Consider the following 24,358-nt stretch of genomic DNA (forward strand, 5'->3'; position numbering starts at 1 on the left):
AAGAACGACATCGCGTGAGCGACATGGAGAAGGCGGATGGGGCGCCGGCGCGGGTGGATTGCTGGAGTGCTGCTTCTGGCCGTTGCCTCGTTGCCGGCGCGCGCCGGCGTCGAGCCCTGCAACACGGCGCAGAAGCGGATCGAAATGACCGCGTTGCTCCGCCATGCCGCGGAGGACCGCCCGGTCAACATCACCTTCGCAACCCGGGCCGATGGCGTGAAGCTGCCCGCCGCCGTGATCGAGCAATATCCCGAGGAGATCACGATCATCCTGCAGCACGAATTCGATCGCCTCGTGATGAGGGATGACGGCTTCGAGGTCGGCGTCTGGTTCAAGCGGAAATATGCAAGGCTCGCCGTGCCGTTCGACGCGATCAGGAGCCTGTGGGACGGCAAGGTTCTGATGTGCACGAGCAATCAACCGTAGGAAACAGTGACGTCGCGGCGCAGAAAGCACGCAAAGTCACGTGAACGTCGCTTCCACGTTGCCGAGCCCATCGAGCTCCATCACGACCATGTCGCCCGCCTTCAGCCACACCGTCTTGACCAGGCTGCCGGTCAGCACGATCTGGCCGGCATGCAGGCCACGGCCTTCGGCGGCGAGATGATTGGCGAGCCAGGCGAGCGCGTTGTGCGGATGGCCGAGCACGTCGGCGCCGGTGCCGCGCCCCTCCTCCTTGCCGTTGACGAGCGCGCGTCCGGTGACCTTGCGCAGATCGGGCACGGTGATGCGCGACACGGCTTCGCCGAGCACGCAGCCGGCGGCGAAGAAGTCGTCGGCGATCAGCGTCGGCGCGCCGAGTGTCTCCCATTTGACGTAGCGGTCGTCGACGATCTCGATCGCCGGATGGTAGGCCTCGATCGCCTCCGCGACCCATTCGGCGGTGAACGGCGCTTCGCCGGGCGCGAGGCTGCGCGCCAGCCGCACCGCGATCTCGCATTCGACGCCGACATGGACGAAATCGGCCGCCGGCAGCCGCACGCCGCTGTCATGCACGACCTTCTCGAACACGCCGCCGCCGCAGGGGTGCGGGATGTTGATGTATTCCTGCATCACCGCGCTGGTGCAGCCGATCTTGTAGCCGACGAGGCTGCCGATGTGTGGCTGCAGCAGATCGTGCAGCGCGTATTGCACCTGATAGCCTTCGGCCTCGTCGCGCGGCACGATGTCTTTGGCGAGCGCCTTGAGCGGCGCGCGGCTGCGGCGCGCGCTGGCAATCGCCTTTGCGGCCGCGAGGATCCGTTCCATCTGCGCAGCCTCCCTGAAATTCTCCGGCGGCGCGGTGGCGCCTCCGTCTGCTCACAGCAATTCAGCACTCGCCGACCCGTCTGGCAAGCACGCCGGACGGGAGAGGCCGTCAGGCCTTGACCAGGCCGAGCCTGATCAGGCTCTCGGCGGTCGCGACGATCATCTCCTCATTGCCGCGCGGACGCCAGCCGAGCAGGTTCTGCGCCTTGACGCTGGTCGAGCGGCGCACCTTGCCGAGCAGCGGCAGGGTGGCGCGGGCCAACGGGTTTCGCCGCGCGGCGAGCCGGATCATCCAGTCCGGCGCCTGGAACCGGGGCACGCGCCGCGCCTTGCTGCCGAGTTTCCTGCGCAGCAGCCGGGACACCTGCAGGATCGATATGGTCTCGCCGGCGACCGCGAGGAACCGCTCGCCCCCGGCCTTGGGCGAGGTCATGGCGCGCAGATGCAGGTCGGCGACATCGCGCACGTCGACGAGGCCGAAATGGATCCGGGGTACCACCGGCATCGCGCCGTCGAGCAGCGCCTTGATGATGCCGATCGACTCGGAGAAGTCGGCGCCGAGCGCCGGGCCGAACACCGCGGTCGGATTGACCACGGCAAGCTCGAGGCCATTGCCTTCGCGCGCGACGAAATCCCAGGCGGCGCGCTCGGCCAGTGTCTTGGATTTCGGATAGGCTTGCACATCGGGGCCATCGAGGTTCGACCAGGTGGTCTCATCGAACGGCTTGGCTTGCGGCGGATGGCCATAGCCGATCGCCGCAAACGACGACGTCACGACGACGCGCTTGACGCCGGCGTCGCGCGCCGCGCGCAACACCCGCAGCGTGCCTTCGCGCGCCGGAACGATCAGCTCGTTCTCGTCCTCCGGCACATGCGCGCCGAGCGGCGATGCGACATGCAGCACGTAGTCGCATCCCGTGACCGCCTCGCGCCAGCCGGCATCGCGCAGCAGGTCGGCGGTGGCAAAGCCGACCTGGTCGGCCGCGAGCGCACCCCCCTCGCGCAGCATCGCGATCACGTCCTTGCTGCGATCCGGATTGCGCAGCGTGGTTCGCACCGTATGCCCGTCGGCGAGCAGCTGCAGGATGGTATGCACGCCGATGAAACCCGATCCGCCCGTGACCAAAACCGTGCTCATGTTCCTAGCCTCTTCATGGTTCGGCAGATGGGGCACACATTGCACCGCCCACCCTGCACAGGCCGCATCTGGTCACTATCTGATGTCAGACAAGTAGAATGAAATTCGAGACCGGTATGGAAAACAATACCAGCGAGCTATGTGACGGCGGTGAATGCGAGAGCTGCCCGACCGACCCCAATCTGCTGATCGAGTTCAAGCACGCGATCCACGCACTCGGCGGCAAATGGAAGCTCGAGATCCTGTTCACGCTGATGAACGGCGGCGTGCGGTTCGGCGCGCTGCGCCGCGCGCTGGCGCCGGTCACCCAGCATATGCTGACCGCGCAACTGCGCGAGCTCGAGCACGATGGGCTGGTGGCACGCAAGGTGCTCGCCGAAAGGCCGCTGCAGGTCGAATACGAGCTGACGGATTCGGCCTGGGGCCTCATGCCGGCCTTCCGCGAATTGCTGGCGTGGTCGAAAATCCACGGACCGCGCCGTCACGAGGAGGCAAGCGAGACGACACTCGGGGCCGGACTGGCCTGAATGTCGTCTCGCCTTCAGGTCGGCACGCGATCAACCCATGCCGAGCGCGCGCCGGATCGCGATCTCGACCGGCGAGTAAACGCCCTCGTCGCGCTCGAGCCGGTACGGCTCGGCAGGACTGAGCGACGGTTGCGCCATGAAGCGCGGCCTGGTGCCCCGATGCTTCTGCGCGGCATGCACCAGGAACGGATAGCACAGATAGACCGTGCCTGCTTCACCCGTCGCCAGCGCAAGCTCGCACTCGGCGCCCATTTGCGCGAGGTTCATCCGCACGCGTCCGGCCTCGCCCGCCGGCGCCAGATAACGCGCCATCGGAAAGTGCGAACCGGGTCGGCGCATCGTCCTCGCCGACATCGGAGAACAGGAACAGCATCAGCAGCGCCCGGCCGCGCGAGTTGACGTTCACTCGCCATGCCGAGAAGTCGCTCCGTTCGTTCGGATCGCAATCGTCGCCGGGAAAGCCGGCATCGACATGCCAGCCGGCATCGCCGGGATCGTCCGGATGCGGGAACCGCACCGGGAAGGTCCCGATGTTGTGGCGTGGAGACCAGCGGCCGGGGCCTGCGATCTGATCGAACGCCCGATACAGCAGCTCCGAGTTGATCGCCTGCCGGAACGGTTCCTCGCCATAGCCGGGCAGCCGCACCACCGGGCGCGTCCATGTCGAGGGATCATGCTCGCTGCACGGCAGGTTGCGCCACATGATGGCACGTCCCGCATCGGCGAGTTCGCGGGGAAAGGCGTTGTCGATCCGGACAAAGCCCTGTTCGATGAATTGCTCGATTTGCGCGTCGCTGAGCGCACGCGTGTCGTCTCGATCGGTCATGATTGTCTCTCAAATCGTCGCCAGCCGTCGATGCTCCGCGAGGCGCGGAGTTTGGCCGGCTCATTCGGCTCACTGGAATCCCGCGAGCCCAGGCGCGCGGGGACGATCAGCGCTTCCGCGTGGAAGCGTGTTTCCTGGCGGAAACGAGATCAGCCCAGGAAGAAAACCGATGCGACGTTGAGAGTACGTGTCATCATGGCGGCGCGAACGTATGACCGGTGCGCGCCGGAATCAATCTGTAGCGGTCCACCGCCACTATTCGTCGCGATAGACCTTCTCGCGCTTCTCGTGGCGTTCCTGCGCCTCCACCGACAGCGTCGCGATCGGGCGGGCTTCGAGCCGCTTCAGCGAGATCGGGTCACCGGTCTCTTCGCAATAGCCGTAGGTGTTGTCTTCGATGCGCTGGAGCGCCGCGTCGATCTTGGAAATCAGCTTGCGCTGACGATCGCGGGCTCGAAGTTCGATCGCGCGGTCGGTTTCCGAGGAAGCTCGGTCCGCGAGGTCGGGGTGATTGACGTTCTCTTCCTGCAACGTCTGCAGCGTGACCTTCGATTCGCGGAGGATCTCATCCTTCCAGGCCAGCAGCTTGGCGCGGAAATAGTCGCGCTGCCGCTCATTCATGAAAGGCTCTTTTTCAGTCGGCCGGTAGTTCTTCAGCTTTTCCAAAGGCAGCCATGTCCCTGTCAGGCGGAGGGAACAAGAGCCCTCCGCGCGGCGCCTTATATAGCCACGTCATGTGACAGACAATATCTGCCACCGCGAAAGGCGGCCTGCCCCCAAGGCCTTGCACAGGCAAACTTATCCGTGCTGCCCCGGGGCCGGCTTTTCCCCTCTCCTGGCCCGTCAGTAGCCGACCGTGAAGCGCTGGCGGATATGGGCCGGGCGCTCGATTTCGTCGGCGAGTGCAACTGCGAAGTCCTCGAACGAGATCGAGCTTTTCCCGTCGGCCGCGGTCAAAAGCTGGTCGGTCCCGAGCCGGAACTTGCCGGTCCGCTCGCCTGCCACGAACAGCGCCGAGGGCGACAAAAAGGTCCAGTTCAGGTCCTTTTCCTGGCGCAGCAGGTCGAGGAACTCGGCCCCCTTCGAGGCCTCGGCCTTGTACTGGGCCGGGAAGTTCGGCGTGGTCACCAGGCGGACGCCCGGGGCCACCTCGAGGCTGCCGGCACCGCCGACCACGAGATAGCGCCCGACGCCGGACGCCCTGGCCGCCCCGATCAGCTTGACCGGGTCGCTGACGGTGAAATGGACGGAACTGATCGCGGCATCGTGCCCGGCCCACAGCGCAGTCAGGGCGGCTTGGTCGTTCACATCCCCCTTCACGGCGGTGACACCAGGCAGGGTTGCGATCTTCTCCGGGTTGCGGGCGATGGCGGTGACGGCATGGCCGCGGCGAGCGAGTTCCGCGGTGAGGCGCGAGCCGGCCTGGCCGGACGCGCCGGCGATGGCGATCTTCATCAAAGTCTCCGATTGGTAGTTTCCAATGGTGACTAGATAGCGAAATGGATGTAAGTGTGAAGAAGGCACTCTTGTCTCACCTGATTACGCCGGAGTAACCCGATGAAAGCCGCCAGCCTGAAGCCGGACGCCTATGCCGCCAATTGCCCGACGCGCCAGATCCTCGACCGGGTCGGCGACAAATGGGCGGTGCTGATCCTGCTGCTGCTGCGCAGCGAGCCGATGCGCTTCAACCAGCTTCGCCGCGCCATCGAAGGCATCTCGCAGAAGATGCTGTCGCAGGTGTTGAAGAGCCTGGAGCGCGACGGGCTGCTGCGCCGCCGTGCGATCGCAACCGTTCCGGTCACCGTGGAGTATTCGATCACGCCGCTCGGATCGACGCTCGCCGAAGCGGTCGATCCGCTGCGCGACTGGGCCGAGCAGAATCTGAAGGAAGTGCTGGCCGCACAACGCCGCTACGACACGCAGCGCAAAGCATTAGCGGCCTGAGTCACTGCCTGCCCGCGTGAGATAGGTCAGGTGATCGAGAGGAGCCTAGTATTGCCCGGCCTTGGCGAGCTCGACTTCGACGCGCAGCTCGATCTCGCCCAGCACGGCATCGAGGCCGGGGTCACCGGAGGATTCCTTCAGGCTCGCCGCAGCATCGCGCAGCCGGTTCACGGTGGAGGAATCGAAATTGCCGGACAGCAGTCCGAGCTTGAGCGCGTCGAGCACGTCGAGTGCGCCCTTGCCGCGGGCCACCGAGCGCTTGCGGCGTTCGGTCGGGTCTTCGACGCCCTGCAGCGCGAGCAGCGCATCGAGGCTCGTGGCGGCCTTCGGCGCGGCGGTGGAGCGAACCTCCTCCTGCGCGCTGGTCGCATCCGGCAGCGAGAAGCCGCTCGACGAGGTGCGCCGCGTCGAGCTGGTCGACGTGCCAAGCGTGGTGCCGTTCGGTCCGTAGATGCGCATCGTCATGATCCCGCAGGCCTGAATGCCGCGAGCATCGCCGTTTTATGGTTAACGGTGCGTAAACGACCCGGCAATTTCTGCCGCCGCACGGCAGTTTCGCGCTCCCTGGCGAACCGGAACCGAACGGCGGCCCGATAATTTCGATAAATATATCAATACATTACCCCATTGAAACGAAGTGGCACGCGGCTCGCATGGTTAACGGCGGATCGCCGTCATGGGAGTGTCGCGTGATCCGCGAGTTGAAGTTCGAGGGGAGCACTGGATGCCCGGCATCCGCATCGTAAGCATATTCGGGTTGGCCTGCGCCGCGCTGCTGATGCTGGCGGCCTCCGTCATGCCCGCTGCCGCGACGTCGCGGATCAAGGATCTCGCCAACATCGAGGGCGTGCGCCAGAACCAGTTGATCGGCTACGGCCTGGTGGTCGGCCTCAACGGCACCGGCGACACGCTGAACAACATCCCCTTCACCAAGCAATCGCTGCAGGCGATGCTCGAGCGCATGGGCGTCAACATCCGCGGCGCCACCATCCGCACCGGCAATGTCGCCGCCGTGATGGTCACCGGCAATCTGCCGGCATTCGGCACCCAGGGCACCCGGATGGACGTCACCGTCTCCGCGCTCGGCGACGCCAAGGATCTGCGCGGCGGCACCCTGCTCGTCACTCCCCTGCTCGGCGCCGACGGCAACGTCTACGCGGTCGCGCAGGGCACGCTGGCGATCTCCGGCTTCAACGCCGAGGGCGAGGCCGCCAAGGTGGTGCGCGGCGTGCCGACGGTCGGCCGCATCGCCAACGGCGCCATCATCGAACGCGAGATCGAGTTCGCGCTCAATCGCCTGCCCAATGTCCGCCTCGCGCTGCGCAACGCCGACTTCACCACCGCCAAGCGCATCGCCGCCGCGGTCAACGACTATCTCGGCGTCAAGACCGCCGAACCGCTCGATCCCTCCACCGTGCAGCTCTCGATCCCGCCGGAGTTCAAGGGCAACGTCGTCGCCTTCCTGACCGAGATCGAGCAGTTGCAGGTCGATCCCGACCTCGCCGCGAGGATCGTGATCGACGAGCGCTCCGGCATCATCGTGATGGGCCGCGACGTTCGCGTCGCCACCGTCGCGGTGGCGCAAGGCAACCTCACCGTCACGATCTCCGAGAGCCCGCAGGTCAGCCAGCCCAATCCGCTGTCGCGCGGCCGCACCGTGGTGACGCCGCGCAGCAATGTGCAGGTCACCGAGGACGGCAAGAAGTTCGCGGTCGTCAAGGACGGCGTCTCGCTGCAACAGCTCGTCGACGGCCTCAACGGCCTCGGCATCGGACCGCGCGATCTGATCAGCATCCTGCAGGCGATCAAGGCCGCCGGCGCGATCGAAGCCGACATCGAGGTGATGTGATGGGAAGCCTGATCAACAGCACCACCGGCAGCATGCCGAACAAGGCGCTGATGCCGATGTTCAACGGCCGCCCCGATCCCGTGCTGCAGGACGCGATGAAGAAGGTCTCGCCGCAGCAACTCACCAAGGCGAAGGCGACCGCGACCGACTTCGAATCGATGTTCCTCAATACGATGTTCTCGCAGATGACCACCGGCCTGAAGGGTGAAGGCCCCTACGGCGACACGGTCGGCACTGGCGCGTGGCGGTCGATGCTGACCGACGAATATTCGAAGAACTTCGCCAAGGCCGGCGGCGTCGGCATTTCCAACGAAGTGTTCCGCTCGCTGATCCTGCAGCAGGCGAACAAGAGCTAATTCGGTTCTCAAGGAGCAGCGCGATGAATCAGCGTCCACAGCAGCATCGGCCAGCCGCCCCCGTGGTGCGGCCCGCGACGACGACGCCCCCCGATGTCGCACGTCTCGCCAACGAGCTGACCGAAGTGATGAGCGCGCTGCTCACCGTCGTCGAGCAGGAGACCGAGTTCGTCCGCGCCGGCAAGATCCGCGAGGCCATGCGGCTCGAGGCGCAGAAGTCGGACCTGTCGCGACGCTACATGCTCGCGGTGGAGCACCTCAAATCGATGCAGAAGATGCTGTCGCAGACCGAACCCGAACTGCTCGCCACGCTGCGGCGTCATCACGAGACGTTCCGCGCGATGCTGCAGGTCAACCTGACGGTGCTTGCGACCGCACACGCGGTTTCCGAAGGCATCGTGCGCGGCGTCAATGCCGAGGTGCAGCGCCGCAACATCCCGAACACCTATACCGCGAACGGACAGCGCGCCACGCCGGGCCCGCGCAACATGACGCCGATCGCCGTCAGCCGCACGCTCTGACGCACGCACGCCGACAATTTAGCTCAATTCGGCGCGCTCCCGGCAGCGCGGCATTCAGCGTGTTCCCTAACAGGCTGTTGAGAGGTTCCCCGTAGAGTTGCGGATCGTGAGGGGTTGGGATTTGACTCAAGCAAACTAGTGCCTGTGCACTACGAGGCTGCCATGAGTACAGATTTCAACATCAAGCCGGTGGGGGCACCGGTTGCAGCGCCGATGATCACTCCCGTGAGCGATACGGCGCAGAAGGCGGTGAAGACCGAATTGCCCGCGAGCCAGAGCGTCACCGCTCCGGAGCCGAGCGTGCGCGTCACGATCGACCCCAACTCCGTCAATGCGTCGCTCTCAAATCAGGCGCCATCGGTCACCGACCAGGTCATCATCGACCGCGACGCGCGCGCCGTGGTCTACCAGGTGGTCGACAATCGCACGAATTTGGTGGTGAGACAGTTTCCGGAAGAAGCCGTATTGCGCCGCCGCGCCTATTTCCACGCGCTCGATCTCAGCAAGGACGCGCCGACGCGGGCGCGCGCAACCGACCGCCGCGCGTAACGCAAGCGATCGGACCCTCACTTCTGTGTGGCGTAGGCCTTGTCGAGATAGGTCGATCCGGTGGCCGGATCGGTCACGACATTGGCGATCAATGCCGTCCCCTGCTGCACCAGCGAAAACTTGGTATCGCCGACCCGGAACGAGCTGTCCTTGATCAGCACGTCCTGATATTTGCTGGTGCCGTCGCTCTGATAGTGGACCTTGGCGCGGAAGCCATCGACGTTCGACACCGAGATGTTGAACGACTTGTTGTTGGCGTATTTGCCGCTCCAGCTGCCCTCATAGAGCTTCGGATCGACGGCCACATAGGGCGTCTTCGACGGAACCGTCAGGCCGGCGGCCTTGTAGTTGGCCGACAAGATGCTCAATACGTCCGCCATGCCGGGGGCTCCGTCGTGAACCGGTCGATCAGGCGCGGCCCGAGAGGCCAGCGGCGATATTGCAGTTGATGTCGATCAGCGACTTCAGCTTCGCCGGGTCCGGATTCATCTGGATGTCGATGGTCTGCTTCATCACGAACACGCTGATGTTCGCGATCTTCTGACGCACCTCGAGCGGTTGCGGATTGTCGGCGCCCTCTGCGGCGCTGAGGAAGATCGACCACAGGCGGCGATTGAACAGCAATGCATGATCGAGCGCCTTGTCGAGGCCATTCCAGTTTGCCTGGACTTCCTGCAGCTGCCGCGCGGCCTTCAACAGCGCCTGCGCTTCGATTTCACGGGGGGAGGCCGTCGTCGTTGACGTACGGGCGTAGGCCTGGGCTGCATTCGACATTAATGACCTCGATGGGATGCGGATTTCTCGGGCCGCGGAGACGCAATTCTAGCGCTCCATATTTATGCATCCGGCGCCTTTAAATATGGTTAGCAGGCGTTACGAAATGCGCCGTTCTGACGGCAGGGAAAGATACCGTAATATCCCGGAGACAAAGAAAAACGGCGGGGTTTCCCCCGCCGTTGTCGAAGTGCTTGTCGGCGCGTTTAGCGGAGCAGCTGCAGCACGCTCTGCTGCGACTGGTTGGCCAGAGCAAGCGCGGACACCGCGATCGACTGGCGGGTCGACAGCGCCTGGCTGTTGGCCGCTTCCTCGTTGGTGTCGGCCAGCGTCAGGTTCGACGAACCGGTCTGCAGCACGTTGATCAGGTTCTTCGAGAAGTCCTGGCGGATCTGCACGATCGACAGGTTCGAACCCAGCGTCGAGGCTTCGCTGCGCAACGAGGAACTCGCCGAGCTCAGCGACGCAATGACGCTGTTCGCCGAGTTGTTGTCGAGGAAGTCGGTGCCGGCGGCCAGCGATTTCAGGCCGAGGCCGGTGGCATTGAAGGTGACGCCGCTGATCGCGAGCGTCGACTTGCCGGTCTCGTTGAAGGTCAGCTTCAGGTTGTCGCCGTTCAACAGGTTGATACCGTTGAACGAGGCGTCCTGCGCCGTGGTCGTGATCTGCGCGATGGTGTTGTTGTACTGCGTCACCAAGGCGGCGCGCGCCGACTGCGAGGCCGGATCGGCAACCGGAGCCGTCCCGGCTGCGCTGAACGTCGCAGTGCCGCCGCCGGTGTTGGTGAAGGTCACCGCACCGATCGTCGAGGACGCCGCGTCGTTGGTCGTGGTGATCACGAGCTTGTTGGAGCTGTCGAGGCTCGCAGTCAGGTTGCTGGCCGCGAGCGACGCATTCAGCTGCGTCAGCGAGCTGCTGGCCCCGAAGGTGAAGCTGAAGGCGGGCTGACCGGCCGAGGCCGCGATCGCCAGCACGTCGCCGCTCTTGATCGTGGTGCCGTCGACGAGGTTGGCGGACGTGCCGCCGAGCGCCGCGGTGGAGGTGACCTGCGACCTCGTGGTGTAGCCGGTCGGGCTCTGCAGCACCTGGTTGGCGATCGACTTTGCGGTATCGACCAGCTTCTGCAGCGAGGTGATGCCGGTGTTGGCAGCCTGCAGCACCTGCACACCATTGCCGATGCCATCGAGCAGGTTGTTGATGTCGCTGGCGCGGTTGTCGAGCGACTGTGCGGTGAAGAAGTTGGTCGGGTTGTCGAGCGCCGTGTTGACCTTCTTGCCGGTGGCAAGGCGGTTCTGCGTGGTGGAGAGCAGATCGGCGGTGGACTGGAGGGAGAGGAGGTTCTGACGAACGGAGGAGGAGAGAATGATACCGGACATTTTCATACCTTTCTGGTGTGAAACTGAGGAAAAAACCGCGCCAATCCTTTCTGATCGGGCGGATGGCCGATCCTGCCGGTCAAGCCTCGAAGGAAAAAGAAATCTCCAACGCGGCATTTAAGGCAAATGCCGAAGAATAAAATTGTCGCCATTGGGCGAAGTTCGCCGCGAAAACTACTGAGACGATTGCCGATTTCGGCCGAGGGCTATTACTCGCGCGGCCCCGCCGTTCACCAAGCGTTAACCATCATGGGAAAGGATCGCTGTCGCATCGGCCCCGGGCCGCAACGGCGGCTGCTAAGCAGCGCCGAACATGTTCCGCTAGCGGCGACATCGCACGACTGCCGGCAAAGGAGAACGGTCATGGCCCTGAAGGTTGAACTCAAACCGAACGAGCGCATCATCGTCGGCAATTGCGTGATCACCAACACCGATCAGCGCGCCCGCCTGTTGATCGACGGCGACCGCATCCCGATCCTGCGCGAGAAGGATATCCTGACGCCGGAGACCGCGGACACGCCGGCGAAGCTGATCTATCTCGCGGTGCAGCTGATGTATCTGTCGCCAGACCCGATGGCGCACCACCCGACCTATTTCAGCCTGGTGCGCGACATCATCACCGCGATGCCCAGCGCCTGGCCGTTCATCGAGAGCGTCAACAACCTCATCCTCAACGGCGATCTCTATCACGCGCTGAAGGAATCCAAGAAGCTGATCGCGCACGAGGAGAAGCTGCTGGAAACCGCGCGCGGTCAGCGAAACGGCAATCAGGACGATACCCGCAAGAGCGCGTAGCGCTTCCTGTCTTGACGCGTCTTCCTCACGCGAACCGGCATCCACTTCGCTTGAAAACGCTCTAGCCCTCGCCTGAACGAAAAAGGCCTCCCCGAGGGAGGCCTTTTTGCTAGCTGGAGATGAGGGGCAAGCGATCAGGCGATCGGCAGATATTTCAACAGCGTGGTCTGATACAGCATCGACGTGGTCTGGTACGACGCCTGCAGGCTGGTCTGCAGCGCCAGGATCTTGGTCGCGACCTCGTCCTGATTGACGCCCTCGACCGAGTCGAGCATCGTTTCCGCCATGGCCTTGAGCTGGGTCTGACGATCGGTGGCCGCCTTGGTCGCCGTCTGCGCGCCGGCGAACTCGGCCTGCACGTCCTGGATCTGCTGCTGGCCGTTCTGCGGCGCAAGATTCCCGCTGACGCGCTGCGCGAGCGCCGTCACCTGCGCGCTTGCATTCGGGTTGCTGGCGTTGGTGGTCACCGCCGCATACACCGCGACGTTCTGCAGCAGGTAGCGGAAGGCCTGCTCGTTGGCGCGCGCGCCATACTGCACGGTGATCGACTGATCGACCTGCGCGACGGCGGTGCCGCGCGCCGATCCCGGGCCGTTCTCGCCGGTGTACCAGTACACGGTGTTGTCAGGCGTGCCAGCGACCAGGTTGGTCGCGGTATCGAACGGCGGTCCCCCTACCCTGAGCGGCGCCGGGGTTGCGGTCGTGTTGTTGGCGATGCCGAGCGCGCCGAGTGCGGCCGCATTCGAGCTCGAGATCGAGAGGCTCGCGCCGTCGGCGCCATGCAAGGTGATCGCACCATTGCTGATGGTCGACGGGTTCTTGGTGCCGCTGACCTGGTCGATCTTCGCCATCAGCGTCTGCACGCTGTCGGTGATGTTGAGCTGGTTGCCGGTGGCGCCCGAGGCAACGAAGGTGATCGGGGCGCCGTTGACCGTGATGGTGTCGCCGGCCGCGAAGCTCGTCGACAGCGAGTTGGTGCCCGCCGCGCCCGAAAGGGCCGTGGCACCGCTGATCGGCGCCGGCGGCGCGTTCTGGTTGTTGACGGCGGCGCCCGCGACGGTCGCGACCGGATTGAAGAAGTTGTTGGACGCCGCGACCGCGGACGCCGCGACCAGCGACGTGTCGCTCAGCGTCTTGATGGACGACGTCAGCGTCGATTGAAGGTTGGCCGTCGTCGCCGTGGTGTCGGCACCGATCAGGAACGAGCCGGCCGGCGGCGGGTTCGTGGTCGTCGCCGTGAGCTCGATCGCATCGGTGGTGCCGTCGGGCAGCGTGAAGTTGAACTTGATCTTGTCGCCATCCTTCGGATTGACGGCGCCGAGATCGACCGAGGTGGACTTCGGCGTACCGGCCGGCTGGGTCACGGTGGCGCCCGTCAGTGACGATTGCACCGACAGCAGCTTGAGGCCGAACGGCGAGCCGTCCTCGGCGACGCTGGTCACTGTCGTGGTCGCCGGCGGCGACGAGACGCTCAGGCGTCCCATCAGGCTGGTGCCCTGATCGGCCTGCTTGCGCTCGTTGATGAGCTGGGTGAGGCCGGCCTGGGTTGCGGTGCCCTTCAACATGGTGTCGGCGGACACCGTGGCCGGCGTATCCATGGCGCGGCCGGAGAACAGATAGCGGTCGCCCGACTGGCTGTTCAGCATCGCAACCGCATTGGAGAACGCGGCCTGCGCCGTGATCTGGCCCGACGTCTGCCCGCTGTTGTTGAGCGTCAGCGTCGCGGTCGTCGCGGCGTTCTTCACCTGGCTCCCGACGTCGGACAGCCCCTGCAGTGTGAGGTTGGCGACACCCAGCCGCGTGTTGAGGTTGGTCGCAGTATCCGAGAACGCGTTGATGCCGCTGATCTGGGCGCGCAGGCTGAGCGCGAAGCCGCGATCGAGCCCCTGCCCCGCATAGGTCGTCGATACCTTGCCGGTCGCAAGCTGCGTCGTCAGGTCATTGAGCTGACTGCGCAGGTTGAGGATCGTGGTGCCGATATAGGAAGTTCTGCCGCTTACGCCGTCGATCGACATGTTACCCTCACGTGAGCTGCAGCAGCGCGTCGTACATCTGCTTGATCGACGACATCACGCGCGCGTTGGCGGAATAGGCATTCTGCAGCGACAGCAGATGCGCCATCTCCTCGTCCATGTTGACGCCGGAGGTCGAGTCCATCTTGGTCTGCAACGTATTCAGCACGACGTCCTGACCGTCGGCCAATTGCTTGGCCGCCGTCGCCGATTCACCCTGCTGGCTGATGAACTGCTTGGCAAAGTTCAACAGCGTACCGGTGAACGGCGCGCCTGATGTGCCAAGGCCGGTCTTCGGCGAATAACTGTACGACGCGTTCGACAGCTGGTTCAGAATGAGGTTCGCGCGCGTGGTGTCGCCGGCCGGTGTCTGCGGATTGGTCGAGTACACGACCATGCGCGAGGGATCGCCGACCAGGGCGGTGTTGACACTGATGCGCGCGGCAAGGCCGGTCGACTGCGAGCCGTTCGCGGTGATCGCGCCGGTGTAGAGCCCGCCATTGTCGGTGAACAGCGGAAGCTGCGGATCGCCCGACGTCAGCGACGAAACGGTCGACGTGACCGAGGCCGCGGTCACATCGGCCTTGTTGGCGGCGCCGTCGTCGAGCACGCGCAGGGTCGACCCGGACGGATTGGAGAATTGCAGGCCGGTTCCGCCGAGCGCACCGTTGAGCTGCGACAGCACCGAGCTCATGCCGCCGGAGAAATCCACGCCCAGCACCTCGTCGTTCGGATTGACGGTTGCGGTGTTGCTAAGCGGCAGCACGCTCGGATCGTCGACGCGGACGAGCGACAGATTGTGCGTGACGCCAGTGGTGTTGTCCTTGTAGGAGACGTGGATGGTGTTGCCGCTCTGCAGCCCCGAGAGATCGAGGTCGAAGCCGGTCTGCGCCCCCGCCGTCGCCGCGGTGCCCGCGGTCGTCTTGTCCGACAGCGCGCTCGACATCGCGGCGGCGAACTGGTCGATCTGCGTCTGGGCCTGCGCCAGCGTGTTGTCGCGCAGCTCGAGATAGGCGGCGATCTTGCCTGACCGGATCGAGTTGGTCGACACCATGTCATAGGTGCCGCCATGCGGGAAATTGATGGTGATGGTACCGACAGTGCTCTTGGTCGGGTCGGTGTTGTACTGCGTGTTGGGCGTCATCGTGCCCTGGGCATTGAAGCTGAGCGTCGCCGCTTCGGTGCCGACCAGCTGCACGCCGGAGTTGGTGAACACGGTCACCTGGTTCTGGCTGTTGGTGACGGTGCGGATGTCCATCAGCTGCGAAAGCTGAGTGACGTAACGATCGCGCTGATCGAGCAATGCCGCGGTCGACGCATCGGCTGTGCCGCCGTTGGCCTGCAGCTGCACATTGAGGCGCGCGATCTGCTGCATCGCATTGTTGGCGGTATTGACGGAATCGCTGATGCCGGCCTCGGCGTTGGCGCGCAGCGTCTGGATGCCCTGCGAGGTCGCGTTGAGCTGCTGCGCCATGGACTGCGCGGCGTTGACGACGCCGATCCGGGCTGACTGCGAGTCCGGGCTGGTCGACAAGCCCTGCACCGCGGTCAGGAACTTGTTGTAGGCGTCCTCGATCGTGCCGGTGGAGTCGGGATTGCCGTAGACGCCCTGCAGATTGGCAAGGAAGCTCGAGCGGACGTCGGCGTAGGACGCGCCCGACGTCTCGGTGCGAAGCTGGGTCTGCAGGAATTCGTCGAGCTGGCGGTTGACGCCGGTGATGAGAACGCTCGACCCGAACTGGCCGGTGGTGCCGGTATCCTGGTTCAGCGTCTTCCTGACGTAGCCCGGCGTCTCCGCGTTGGCGACGTTCGACGACACGAGCGAGAGCGAGGCCTGCGTGGCGCGCAGGCCCGACATCGCGGTGGAAAGGGCTTGGCTCAAACCCATGATGTGTACTCGCCTTTACTGCTTCACACGCGCATGTCTGATGCGATCAGCGCACGACGTTCAGGAGGTCCTGCACCATCGAATTGGTTGTCGTGATCACCTTGGTGTTGGCCGAATAGGCTTGCTGGGTCACGATCAGCTTGGTGAACTCGTCGGCGATATCGGTGTTCGAGCTCTCGAGCGATGAACCGACGATGGTGCTACCGCCCTTGCCGAACAGCGCGCCGCCGGATTCGTCGGTCGCCTCGAACGCACCACCGTCGATGCGCTTGAGGAAGTTGGTGCCGTTGAAGGTCGCCACCGAGATCTCGGCGAGGTCGATGTTGCGGCCGTTGGTGTAGTTGCCGACGATGCGGCCGTTGGTGGAAACGCTGACCGACTGCAGCTGGCCGGCTGGGAAGCCGTCCTGCTGGATCTGGTTGACCTGGACGTTGCCGTTGGCGTCCGCGAACTGGGTCACGCCGCCGGAGCCGAAATTGATCACGGGGCTGCCGAGCGACACGCCGTTGACGACGGCATTGTTGAGCGCGACCGAGGAGATCGCCGGCGACATCTGGCCGTTCGCCCCGAAAGTGAAGTTGATGTTGGCGTTCTGCCAGGAGACCTGCGTTCCGGTTGCATTGGGATTGACCTGATAGAACAGGTTCCAGCTATCGGTATGTCCGGAGCCCAACGAGGAGCTGTCGGTCTTGGCCCAGCGGAATTGCAGGTTCACCGGCGCACCCGACACGTCGTAAGCCGTGACGGCGCCGCCCGAGACGGATTGGTTCAGGAAGGTCGAGTTGTCGTTGCCGACCACCTGACCGGTGCCGACCGTGCCGCCGCCGCCGCGGGTCGCAACCGCCGAGCCGGTGAAGCCGAGCGCCGCGAGCGCGGTCGTGTTCGAGCTGGTCACATTGAGGTCGGCCGACGTACCCGAGTGCAGGGTGATCTTGCCGCCGCTGATGGTCGATGGCGTCGCGGTGCCGGTAATCGCGTCGATCTTGGCGAGCATCGTTCCGATGCTGTCGGTGACGTTGAGCTGGTTGCCGGTCGCGCCCGAGGCCACGAAGGTGATGACGGTGCCGTTGACCGTGATCGTATCGGCGGGCACCACCGGCGGGCCGGCGGAGCCGGCGCTGAAGCTGGCATTGATCGAATCGCTGCCCGCAGCGCCCGAAAGCAGGGTCGCGGCGGTATTGGCGACCGACGGCGTCGCCTTGTTGTTTTGCGCGGTACCGGTGACGGAGGAATCGGTGTACGGCGCGGCCGGCGTGCCCAGCACCAGCGGGTTATGTCCGGCGCTGAATGCGCCCGGCCGGATCAGCTCGGAGCCCGGAACCGAGGTGTCGTGCGCGGTGGTCAAGGGATAGGACGCGAGGTTGGCGCGATAGTCGATCTTGGTGGTCTGCTGCGCCGGCAGGAAGTCGTTTTTGAACCGCAGCGTTTGCGGCGAAGAGCCCGAGGGGTTGCCGGTGGTCGGATCGATCGGGACGCCCTCGAGATAATAGCCGGCGCCGTTGACGAGGTAGCCGTCCTTGTTGAGCTGGAAATCGCCGCGGCGGGTGTAGCGGTCGACGCCGTCGAACACCGGCGAGCCGTCGGTGAAGCCGCCCGGCTTTTGCACCGCGAAAAAGCCGTTGCCGTTGATCGCCATGAAGGTCGCGACCGACGCCGACTGCACGTCGCCCTGCACCGAGTTGGTTGAACGCGACTGCGCCGTGACGCCGCCGGCGAGCTGCGCGGTCAGCGCGGTCTGCGGAACGAGGTCGAGAAACGAGGTATCGATGCGCTTGAAGGCCGTAGTCTGGGAGTTGGCGATGTTGCCGGAGATGTTTTCGAGCGCGTACGACCCTGCGCGCAAGCCACCGACCGCCGTCGTAAGAGCGCCGAAGATACCCATGACATGTTCTCCAATTCGATTCCCGGCGGCTGGCAATCACAGGAATGGCCGCATCGGCGGAGCATGTCGCAAAGGTCGTGCCACGAAACGAAACGTAACAAAATCATGCGCTTGAAAAAAAAGCCCCGGCCGTTTAACCGGGGCACAATTGCCGGGCAGGCAACAATTGCCGGGACAGAGCGCAGGCCTGGCCGCGCTCATTCGTCTTGGTCGGACGCGCTTTCTTGACGCGAGCCGGTACCCACTTCACTCGCAAACGCTGTGGGCGTCAGGTCGCCGAGGGTGCGGCCGGGTGGAACACCAGCGCAAAGCCGTCCATGCAGTAGCGCAGCCCGGTCGGCTTCGGGCCGTCGTCAAAGACATGGCCGAGATGGCCGCCGCAGCGGCGGCAATGCACCTCGGTGCGCAGCATGCCGAAGGTGCGGTCCGACGTGGTGCCGATCGCATTGTCCAGCGGCTTCCAGAAGCTTGGCCAGCCGGTGCCGCTCTCATACTTGGTCTCGGACGAGAACAACGGCAGGTCGCAGCCGGCGCAGGCGAAGGTGCCCTTGCGGTGCTCCTTCAGCAGCGGGCTCGATCCCGGCCGCTCGGTGCCCTCCTTGCGCAGGATCTCGTATTGCTGCGGCGTGAGTTGCGCGCGCCATTCGGCGTCGGTCTTCTCGATCTCGAATTTCTCGGCGGCCTGCGCCGGCGAGGCGCGCAGCCAGCGGAAGGCGGCAAGGCCGAACAGGCTGGCGACGGAAGCAAGCAGGATGCGGCGATCGATCATCAATCATCTCCGATGCGGGCGGCCAAAGCTGGCGAACAAGACTGGCTTGCCACCAAATACGAACCCCGCCGCCAGACGTTACATCCGCCCGTCGGAGATCCGCTCACTTTCTTGCGAGGGATGAGCAGACGGCTGCTCGCCGTCCTCAACCTGGCGGGGCGCGGGTCGCACCGGCCGCACCGCGGACGGCGGCGGACGGCGGGGCGCCGGTCCCCGGGTTCCCGCCTTGAGATTGGCCTCGGCCAGCCGCGCCTCGCGGCGGCGCTCCTTCGCACGTGCACCCTCGCGGTAACGCGCCAGCACGCCCGCCGCGGACGCGGCGCCCCTCGCCCACAGGCTGATGAAATGACCGGCGACCCGGCCGGTGGTGCCGCCGGCCCAGACCAGCTCGAACGGAGAAAACAGCCGCCAGCGGTCGTCGCCCCACAGGATGCTGCGCGCGATCAACTGCCCGGCGAGCGCCGAGGTGTTGAGCCCCTGCCGGCCGAAGCCGCTCGCCACCCACAGGCCCCTGCGCAACTGGCCGATCTGCGGCATGCCATGCACGGTGACGCCGACTGCGCCACCGAACGTGTCGGCGATCGGAACCTTGCCGAGCTGAGGAAACACCGTGGCGATGCGACGCTGTACCGCCGCACCGAGCCGCTTCGGTCGCGCGTCCCAGGTGGTTTCGGGACTGGCCCACAACAGGCGATCGCCATCGACGACACGGAAGTGGTCGATGCCGTCGCTGTCGACGACCGAGCCGGAAAAGGCGATCGCCTCCGCCAGTCGTTCCCCGAGCGGTTCGGTCAACGCCGCATAGCGCCACACCGGCAGCAGTGTATCCGACAAACGCTTGAGCGGCGCACCGAGATGGATATTGCCGGCGAGGACGATATGGTTGGCACGCAACCGCGCCGTCGGCGTCACGATGCGCTTGCGAATGCCGGAAAAATCGATGCTGACGACCGGCGTCTCCTCGAAGATCCGCACACCCGCCCGCATCGCCAGCGCGGCGAGACCGTGCACATATTTGCGGCCGTCGATCTGGAACGCCTTCGGATAATAGATGCCGTGGAAATAGCGCCCGGTCCTGAGCACGCTGCGCACCCGATCGACCTGCCAGCCTTCGACTTCGGTGGCGAATTCCTCGCCCAGCGTCTGCAGGCGGCTGATCAGCGCTTCGCCGACATCGACATTGGAGACTTCCAGCGCGCCGTCGCTCGCCCTGATGCCCGGGATAAGATCCTCGGTGGCGGTGGCGCGAACGTAATCGGCGCCCTCCTTCGACAGCGCCCATAACTCGCGGGCATCGTCGAGGCCGACGCGCTCGATCACATCCGATATCGGCAGGCCGAAACCCGGCATCACGGTGCCGAGATGGTGGCCGGAGGCGTTCCAGCCGACCTGGCGACCCTCGAGCACGGCGACGCTGGCGCCAAGCCGCGCCGCCTCGCGGGCCACGGTCAGGCCGGCCAGCCCCGCCCCGACCACGCAAATGTCGACGTCGAGGTCGAACGCCAGGCGGTCGCGGGACGGCGAGGCCGCCTCGTCGGGGCCGTCCGCCGCACTTGTGGAAGTCTCGCTCATGTCGTTTCTTACGAACCGCTGCGGCGCTTGTCACCTTGTCCAGGGCATCCGCCTGTAGAATTAATTCGACCAGACCGAATCGAGATGGAAGTCCATGCGCCGTTTGCTGCTGCTGCGTCACGCCAAGACCGAAACCGACGCGCCTTCGGGGCAGGACCAGGACCGTCGTCTCGACGACCGCGGCCACCGCGATGCGGCGGAAATCGGCGGCTGGATCGCCCGCCATCCGCCCCTGCCCAATCTGGCGCTGGTGTCGCCGGCGGTCCGCACCACGCAGACCTGGGAGATCGTGCGCGAAGCGCTGAAGGGCGCCGGACCTGCGCCGAAAGTCGAATTCGTGCCGGAACTCTACGGCGCCGATCCGGCGCAGTTGCTGACCGCGATCCGGATGGCCTCCGTCACCGACCCGAAGCGGCTGATGCTGATCGGCCATAATCCCGGCATGCACGAGCTCGCGCTGACGCTGACCGGCAGCGGCGACGAGGCCGCCAAGCGCGCGCTCGGCGACAATTTGCCGACCTCAGGGCTCGCCGTCTTCGACTTCGCGACCGACGACTGGAACGAGGTCTCCTTCCGGCGCGGCAAGCTCGTGCTGTTCGTTAGCCCTAAACTGTTGAAGCAGGCCTCGCGCGGCTGACGCAAGCGGACAACGCAGCTCTGCCATGCTATGTTGATGCCGGCGCGACAGGGGGACCGGTTCGCGGCGACACGACGAGCTACCGAAGAAAAAGAAGGCGCGCGTCCCGGCACAGGGACCAAACGGCTCCAGACCAATCGCGGACAGGAGGCGCAGATGTACAAGTCAATTCTCGTGCCGATCGACCTCGCCGATACCGATCTGGCGAAGCCGGCGATCGCAACCGCTGCGACGCTGTCGCAAACCTGGAACGGGGCGGTGCGTCTGCTCAACGTATTGCCGATGACGCCGGTGATGCTCGCCGAATATGTCCCGGCGGATTTCGACAGCCAGCAGCGTGAAACATCGGAGGAAGCGCTTGCGATCGTCGCGCGCGAATCCGGCATCGCTCCCGGGCGCATCTCCGGCGTGGTCCGCCAGGGCGGCATCTATCACGAGATCCTCGAGGAGGCCGCGACCATGAAGGCCGACCTGATCGTGATGACCTCGCACCGCCCGGCGATGCGCACCTACTTCCTCGGCTCCAATGCCGGGCACGTCGTGCGCTACGCCAAATGCTCGGTGCTCGTGGTGCGGCACTAGCGGGATAAGTTATGGGGCCGTCGCAGGCGGCGCTGCCAAAATATCGAAAACAACCCCATGCACAGTAGCCGGCCGGCGCGGCGAGGCGACAACGCGGCTTGACACGTCGGGCAACTCAAGGATATTCTTCTAATAATCCGAAATTGCGCTCGAACACCCCGCGCGTCGCAGGCGGGAGAGGAAACGCGCACTATTTGCGGCCGCGACCTGATCTCATCCTGCCTTGATCCGACCAGGACGCGGACTCACTCGCCTACGGCCGTGGTGGAATTGCGCCTGCGGTCATGGTGGAATTGGCCTGCACGGGTCCTCAAGGGCGCAGATTAGCCCTGCCGCAAAGGCAACTCCAGTTGCGGCCATGGCATTTGCAATCAGCAGGGAGAGAACGACAGGCGTTAACATGTGCGTCTCAGACCTAGCGAGTCAGACTGGCGAGCGAACTGCGTGTCGGTTGATTTGGCTGAGCGCTGCGTCCGGCAGGTTTCTCCTTGCTGCATCGCGGATTTGACTTTCTGGAATGCCCGCGACTCTATTTGGCGGACGCGCTCGCGCGAGATGCCATACTCGATCGCGAGCGCGTCGAGTTTGGGAGGAGCCTCGGTGAGTTGGCGCACCGTGAAGATATGTCTTTCGCGCGGACTGAGAGTTTGAATGGCAGCTTTCAAGGCTGCGCGACGTTGCGCCAGTTCTTCGTCTTCAGCGAACTTGATGTCATGGCAAGGTGAAGGATCGACCAGTCGTTCGAGTGCATCACCCGCCTGCGGCGCGTCGTTGAGCCGGGAATTCAAGGAGACGTCGCCGCGCAAGCGACGATCCATATCCACGACGTCACGTTCAGATACTTTGAGGCGTTCAGAGATTGTCTTGGCTTGATCCGGTCGCAGATCCCCGTCATCGAGAGCCGAAATCGCGCTCCTGGTTCGCCTCAGTTTGAAGAACAGCTTCTTCTGTGCAGAACTCGCCGAAATCTTCACCAGCGACCACGACCGAAGGACATATTCCTGGATTGTCGCCTTTATCCACCACATCGCATAGGTCGAAAGCCGAATCCCGCGCTCTGGATCAAAGCGCCGCACCGCCTGCATCAAGCCAACATTTCCCTCGGAAACGATGTCCGCGATTGGCAAGCCGTAGCCCCGGTAGCGCATCGCGATCTTCGCGACGAGACGCAGATGGCTGGTGACGAGGCGATAGGCTGCATCGCGGTCGCCGTGCTGACGCCAGCGCCGTGCGAAGCGGGTCTCCTCCTCCTGAGTCAGGATCGGAAACTTGCGAATTTGGCCGAGATAGTGCGTTAGCCCGCTGCCGATGGATGGCTGCAGTTGAGAGACGGTTTGATGCATTTGCCCCTCGCAAGAGCTTCCTAGACGTCAATGGAAACAGTGTCCGGACCATCGCGCCCCTGCTGACGTCCAGATCCGTTACCGTGATCGGTGGCGGCCTCCGGCTCCGGCTCTACAAGGTGCAGGGCATCAACGATGTCGTCGAAGCTGACGGCATTATCCTGAGAGGGCTGGCTTGGTCCCGCAACCGCGCAACCGTTTGCGGCCCAGGATGACAGGATTGCCCGCTTCTCGTACGGCGTCAGATCGCAGTCGTCGACGACGTCCATCGGATGAGCGAATGCACCGGCCGGGTCCAGCAGCGCGGCCATTTCAAGCGTTGTCGTGCGTCCCTCGATCCTCGGCAGCAGCGCGCAGAGGCGGTCGGGGAACGCGTCTCGCAGAAGTCCTGTCGCAGAGGCCTGCTCTTCGCTCAATCGGCGCTCGATATAGCGGCGTTCAAGGTCCGAAAGACGCGTTGCGAGCAGCCTGCGATAGCGGTCGATATTCCTTCGGTGCGCGCGCAGCCGTTGCAGGTTCGCTTCGAGCATGATCCACCCCCGGCCTCAGGCAGCGATGGCACGTTCGGTAGAGCGCAATCGGCAGGGCTTGCCTCCGGGAGAATTCCGGGGACCGCCATCGAGCTCGCACAGCGCTTCCAGTATCTCGTCGATCGAAACCGGCTTCTTCAGTCCGGCAGGCGAACGCATCGAAGGGCAGGATGCGATTGCAGAGGCATCCGACGCCCAGGATGCCAGAATTGCTCGCTTCTCGGCGACTGTGAGGACCGGGTGATTCACCACATCCTTCGGGTGCTCGAAGACGGTGCCGGGATGAAGCAGCGCGTTGAAGTCGAAAACATTGTCGTCGGCGGTCGTCGGCCGCATGGTGTCCTCCTTTTCATTGACGATGAGCGGCGGCCGCGCAACGCGTCGCGCGGCTGCCAACCGGAGCCTTGACTAGGCTGCTTTGGCTTCAAGCTTCTGGACGTTGTCGGCCGGTGCGCCGTTGATCGCGATCCGGCGCGGCTTCATGGCTTCCGGGATTTCCCGGACCAACTCGATCTTGAGCAGGCCATTGTCGAACGCGGCGCTCTTGACCTGGACATAGTCCGCCAGATTGAACTGGCGCTTGAAGTTGCGGGTCGAGATTCCGCGATAGAGGAAGTCCCGCTCGGCCTTGTCGGACTTGCTGCCTTCGATCGTGACCACGTTCTGCTCGGCCGTGATCGTGATATCGCCGGGCGCAAAACCGGCAACCGCCAGCGAAATCTGATAGCGGTCCTCCGCCAGCCGTTCGATATTGTAGGGGGGATAGTTGTCCTCGCCGGCCCGCTGGGCCATTTCCGCGAGGTCGAACAGGCGGTCGAAGCCAACGGTCGAGCGCCACAAGGGAGAGAAGTCGTAAGTGCGCATAGCCAAATCCTCCTAAGAGCAAGATGGATACGAGCGACACCGGACACTACCGGTGCCCGCCTCAGTGCCCGGGCCCTTGCGGCGCCCAGACGCCACCGCTTGGTGGCGACAAAAAAATTAGCAAGGTCGCTTTTGGTTTCAAGAGGGGGGCAGAAAATTTTCTGGAGACCGTCAGCGGCGGCCCGGCGCCTCCGGCTTTCGTTAACAGACACCGAGGGAGCTCCGTCGGCCCCGGTTGCGCCGATGAAGACTGCGGCCCGGTGCATTGGCCAGGGAAACGCCCGTTCACCAAGGGCGCAGCAATGCGGGCGGCGCCTTCAGCGCTGCCCGCATGATTTGGCCTGGAGTACGATCCGGAAAAGCGGGATGCGGTTTT

General features: G+C 64.6%; 27 protein-coding genes and 1 pseudogene. 10 read left to right on the top strand and 18 right to left on the bottom strand.

The annotated features are described in order from the left end of the window. Positions 1 to 66: 66 nt before the first annotated feature. Positions 67 to 426: a ClpXP protease specificity-enhancing factor SspB gene (locus JQ573_RS11815; RefSeq protein ID WP_212310059.1), complete on the top strand. Its 360-nt coding sequence runs from the start codon at positions 67 to 69 to the stop codon at positions 424 to 426. Positions 427 to 462: 36 nt separating this feature from the next. Here the strand turns inward: JQ573_RS11815 and JQ573_RS11820 are convergent, their stop codons facing one another. Further along, complete coding sequence (locus JQ573_RS11820; RefSeq protein ID WP_212310060.1) at positions 463 to 1,248, bottom strand: 2-keto-4-pentenoate hydratase; 786 nt, start codon at positions 1,246 to 1,248, stop codon at positions 463 to 465. Between the two features lie 109 nt (positions 1,249 to 1,357). Beyond that, positions 1,358 to 2,386 carry an aldehyde reductase gene (locus JQ573_RS11825; RefSeq protein WP_212310061.1) on the bottom strand — a complete coding sequence of 343 codons (1,029 nt, stop codon included), beginning with the start codon at positions 2,384 to 2,386 and terminating at the stop codon, positions 1,358 to 1,360. Positions 2,387 to 2,502: 116 nt separating this feature from the next. Between JQ573_RS11825 and JQ573_RS11830 the strand changes: the two genes are divergently transcribed. Next, the gene (locus JQ573_RS11830) at positions 2,503 to 2,913 is read left to right on the top strand and encodes a helix-turn-helix domain-containing protein (protein WP_249131623.1); all 411 of its coding nucleotides are present in this window, start codon (positions 2,503 to 2,505) and stop codon (positions 2,911 to 2,913) included. Between the two features lie 30 nt (positions 2,914 to 2,943). Here the strand turns inward: JQ573_RS11830 and JQ573_RS11835 are convergent. The 3 genes and pseudogenes from JQ573_RS11835 to JQ573_RS11845 form a co-directional block, all read right to left on the bottom strand. Further along, positions 2,944 to 3,739, bottom strand: a pseudogene (locus tag JQ573_RS11835) (phytanoyl-CoA dioxygenase). 255 nt (positions 3,740 to 3,994) lie between these two features. Beyond that, positions 3,995 to 4,360: an RNA polymerase-binding protein DksA gene (gene dksA, locus JQ573_RS11840; RefSeq protein ID WP_021077973.1), complete on the bottom strand. Its 366-nt coding sequence runs from the start codon at positions 4,358 to 4,360 to the stop codon at positions 3,995 to 3,997. Between the two features lie 222 nt (positions 4,361 to 4,582). After that, the gene (locus JQ573_RS11845) at positions 4,583 to 5,194 is read right to left on the bottom strand and encodes an NAD(P)-dependent oxidoreductase (protein WP_212310063.1); all 612 of its coding nucleotides are present in this window, start codon (positions 5,192 to 5,194) and stop codon (positions 4,583 to 4,585) included. A gap of 102 nt (positions 5,195 to 5,296) precedes the next feature. On the opposite strand from JQ573_RS11845, the gene JQ573_RS11850 reads away from it, so the two are divergent. Then, on the top strand, positions 5,297 to 5,683 hold the full coding sequence (locus JQ573_RS11850; protein ID WP_029085377.1) for a helix-turn-helix domain-containing protein: 387 nt from the start codon (positions 5,297 to 5,299) through the stop codon (positions 5,681 to 5,683). 45 nt (positions 5,684 to 5,728) lie between these two features. On the opposite strand, the gene JQ573_RS11855 is transcribed toward JQ573_RS11850, so the two are convergent. Then, complete coding sequence (locus JQ573_RS11855; RefSeq protein ID WP_212310064.1) at positions 5,729 to 6,142, bottom strand: flagellar assembly protein FliX; 414 nt, start codon at positions 6,140 to 6,142, stop codon at positions 5,729 to 5,731. Between the two features lie 265 nt (positions 6,143 to 6,407). On the opposite strand from JQ573_RS11855, the gene JQ573_RS11860 reads away from it, so the two are divergent. From JQ573_RS11860 to JQ573_RS11875, 4 genes are all read left to right on the top strand, one after another. Beyond that, positions 6,408 to 7,532 (top strand): flagellar basal body P-ring protein FlgI, encoded by a 1,125-nt coding sequence (locus JQ573_RS11860; RefSeq protein WP_212310065.1) that lies wholly within the window; start codon positions 6,408 to 6,410, stop codon positions 7,530 to 7,532. Beyond that, complete coding sequence (gene flgJ, locus JQ573_RS11865) at positions 7,532 to 7,888, top strand: flagellar assembly peptidoglycan hydrolase FlgJ (RefSeq protein WP_212310066.1); 357 nt, start codon at positions 7,532 to 7,534, stop codon at positions 7,886 to 7,888. The genes JQ573_RS11860 and flgJ overlap by 1 nt, the downstream gene beginning before the upstream one ends. 23 nt (positions 7,889 to 7,911) lie before the next feature. Continuing rightward, positions 7,912 to 8,409, top strand: a complete 498-nt coding sequence (locus JQ573_RS11870; protein ID WP_212310067.1) for a hypothetical protein — start codon at positions 7,912 to 7,914, stop codon at positions 8,407 to 8,409. Positions 8,410 to 8,571: 162 nt separating this feature from the next. Next, positions 8,572 to 8,958, top strand: a complete 387-nt coding sequence (locus tag JQ573_RS11875; protein ID WP_212310068.1) for a hypothetical protein — start codon at positions 8,572 to 8,574, stop codon at positions 8,956 to 8,958. Positions 8,959 to 8,975: 17 nt separating this feature from the next. Here the strand turns inward: JQ573_RS11875 and JQ573_RS11880 are convergent, their stop codons facing one another. The 3 genes from JQ573_RS11880 to JQ573_RS11890 all read right to left on the bottom strand — a co-directional run bounded on the left by JQ573_RS11880 (position 8,976) and on the right by JQ573_RS11890 (position 11,108). Continuing rightward, positions 8,976 to 9,338 carry a hypothetical protein gene (locus JQ573_RS11880; protein ID WP_212310069.1) on the bottom strand — a complete coding sequence of 121 codons (363 nt, stop codon included), beginning with the start codon at positions 9,336 to 9,338 and terminating at the stop codon, positions 8,976 to 8,978. Between the two features lie 28 nt (positions 9,339 to 9,366). Beyond that, positions 9,367 to 9,732: a flagellar biosynthesis regulator FlaF gene (flaF, locus tag JQ573_RS11885; protein WP_212310070.1), complete on the bottom strand. Its 366-nt coding sequence runs from the start codon at positions 9,730 to 9,732 to the stop codon at positions 9,367 to 9,369. A gap of 206 nt (positions 9,733 to 9,938) precedes the next feature. Then, on the bottom strand, positions 9,939 to 11,108 hold the full coding sequence (locus JQ573_RS11890; RefSeq protein WP_212310071.1) for a flagellin: 1,170 nt from the start codon (positions 11,106 to 11,108) through the stop codon (positions 9,939 to 9,941). 363 nt (positions 11,109 to 11,471) lie between these two features. Here JQ573_RS11890 and flbT point away from each other — a divergent pair, with 363 nt between their 5' ends. Further along, positions 11,472 to 11,903 carry a flagellar biosynthesis repressor FlbT gene (gene flbT / locus JQ573_RS11895; protein WP_212310072.1) on the top strand — a complete coding sequence of 144 codons (432 nt, stop codon included), beginning with the start codon at positions 11,472 to 11,474 and terminating at the stop codon, positions 11,901 to 11,903. A gap of 134 nt (positions 11,904 to 12,037) precedes the next feature. Here flbT and JQ573_RS11900 read toward each other — a convergent pair whose 3' ends face one another. The 5 genes from JQ573_RS11900 to JQ573_RS11920 form a co-directional block, all read right to left on the bottom strand. After that, positions 12,038 to 13,918 (bottom strand): flagellar protein, encoded by a 1,881-nt coding sequence (locus JQ573_RS11900; protein ID WP_212310073.1) that lies wholly within the window; start codon positions 13,916 to 13,918, stop codon positions 12,038 to 12,040. Between the two features lie 7 nt (positions 13,919 to 13,925). Further along, entirely contained in the window at positions 13,926 to 15,803 is a 1,878-nt protein-coding gene (gene flgK, locus JQ573_RS11905) for a flagellar hook-associated protein FlgK (RefSeq protein ID WP_212310074.1), read from the bottom strand. Between the two features lie 46 nt (positions 15,804 to 15,849). Then, the gene (locus JQ573_RS11910) at positions 15,850 to 17,685 is read right to left on the bottom strand and encodes a flagellar hook-basal body complex protein (RefSeq protein WP_212310075.1); all 1,836 of its coding nucleotides are present in this window, start codon (positions 17,683 to 17,685) and stop codon (positions 15,850 to 15,852) included. A 268-nt stretch (positions 17,686 to 17,953) separates the two neighbouring features. Continuing rightward, positions 17,954 to 18,454, bottom strand: a complete 501-nt coding sequence (gene msrB, locus JQ573_RS11915; RefSeq protein WP_212310076.1) for a peptide-methionine (R)-S-oxide reductase MsrB — start codon at positions 18,452 to 18,454, stop codon at positions 17,954 to 17,956. 78 nt (positions 18,455 to 18,532) lie between these two features. Beyond that, positions 18,533 to 20,026: an FAD-binding oxidoreductase gene (locus tag JQ573_RS11920; RefSeq protein ID WP_212310077.1), complete on the bottom strand. Its 1,494-nt coding sequence runs from the start codon at positions 20,024 to 20,026 to the stop codon at positions 18,533 to 18,535. Positions 20,027 to 20,120: 94 nt separating this feature from the next. Between JQ573_RS11920 and JQ573_RS11925 the strand changes: the two genes are divergently transcribed. Next, positions 20,121 to 20,663: a histidine phosphatase family protein gene (locus JQ573_RS11925; protein ID WP_212310078.1), complete on the top strand. Its 543-nt coding sequence runs from the start codon at positions 20,121 to 20,123 to the stop codon at positions 20,661 to 20,663. Positions 20,664 to 20,819: 156 nt separating this feature from the next. Continuing rightward, on the top strand, positions 20,820 to 21,245 hold the full coding sequence (locus JQ573_RS11930; protein WP_021077991.1) for a universal stress protein: 426 nt from the start codon (positions 20,820 to 20,822) through the stop codon (positions 21,243 to 21,245). A gap of 395 nt (positions 21,246 to 21,640) precedes the next feature. Here the strand turns inward: JQ573_RS11930 and rpoH are convergent, their stop codons facing one another. The 4 genes from rpoH to hspD all read right to left on the bottom strand — a co-directional run bounded on the left by rpoH (position 21,641) and on the right by hspD (position 23,982). Next, positions 21,641 to 22,588, bottom strand: a complete 948-nt coding sequence (rpoH, locus tag JQ573_RS11935; protein WP_212310079.1) for an RNA polymerase sigma factor RpoH — start codon at positions 22,586 to 22,588, stop codon at positions 21,641 to 21,643. Between the two features lie 20 nt (positions 22,589 to 22,608). Beyond that, on the bottom strand, positions 22,609 to 23,118 hold the full coding sequence (locus tag JQ573_RS11940) for a hypothetical protein (protein WP_212310080.1): 510 nt from the start codon (positions 23,116 to 23,118) through the stop codon (positions 22,609 to 22,611). Positions 23,119 to 23,133: 15 nt separating this feature from the next. Then, positions 23,134 to 23,454 carry a hypothetical protein gene (locus JQ573_RS11945; RefSeq protein WP_050403658.1) on the bottom strand — a complete coding sequence of 107 codons (321 nt, stop codon included), beginning with the start codon at positions 23,452 to 23,454 and terminating at the stop codon, positions 23,134 to 23,136. A gap of 72 nt (positions 23,455 to 23,526) precedes the next feature. Continuing rightward, positions 23,527 to 23,982: a small heat shock protein HspD gene (hspD, locus tag JQ573_RS11950; RefSeq protein ID WP_212310081.1), complete on the bottom strand. Its 456-nt coding sequence runs from the start codon at positions 23,980 to 23,982 to the stop codon at positions 23,527 to 23,529. Positions 23,983 to 24,358 lie beyond the last annotated feature (376 nt).

It is taken from the genome of Bradyrhizobium sp. AUGA SZCCT0105 (assembly GCF_018129565.1).
Lineage (GTDB): Bacteria > Pseudomonadota > Alphaproteobacteria > Rhizobiales > Xanthobacteraceae > Bradyrhizobium.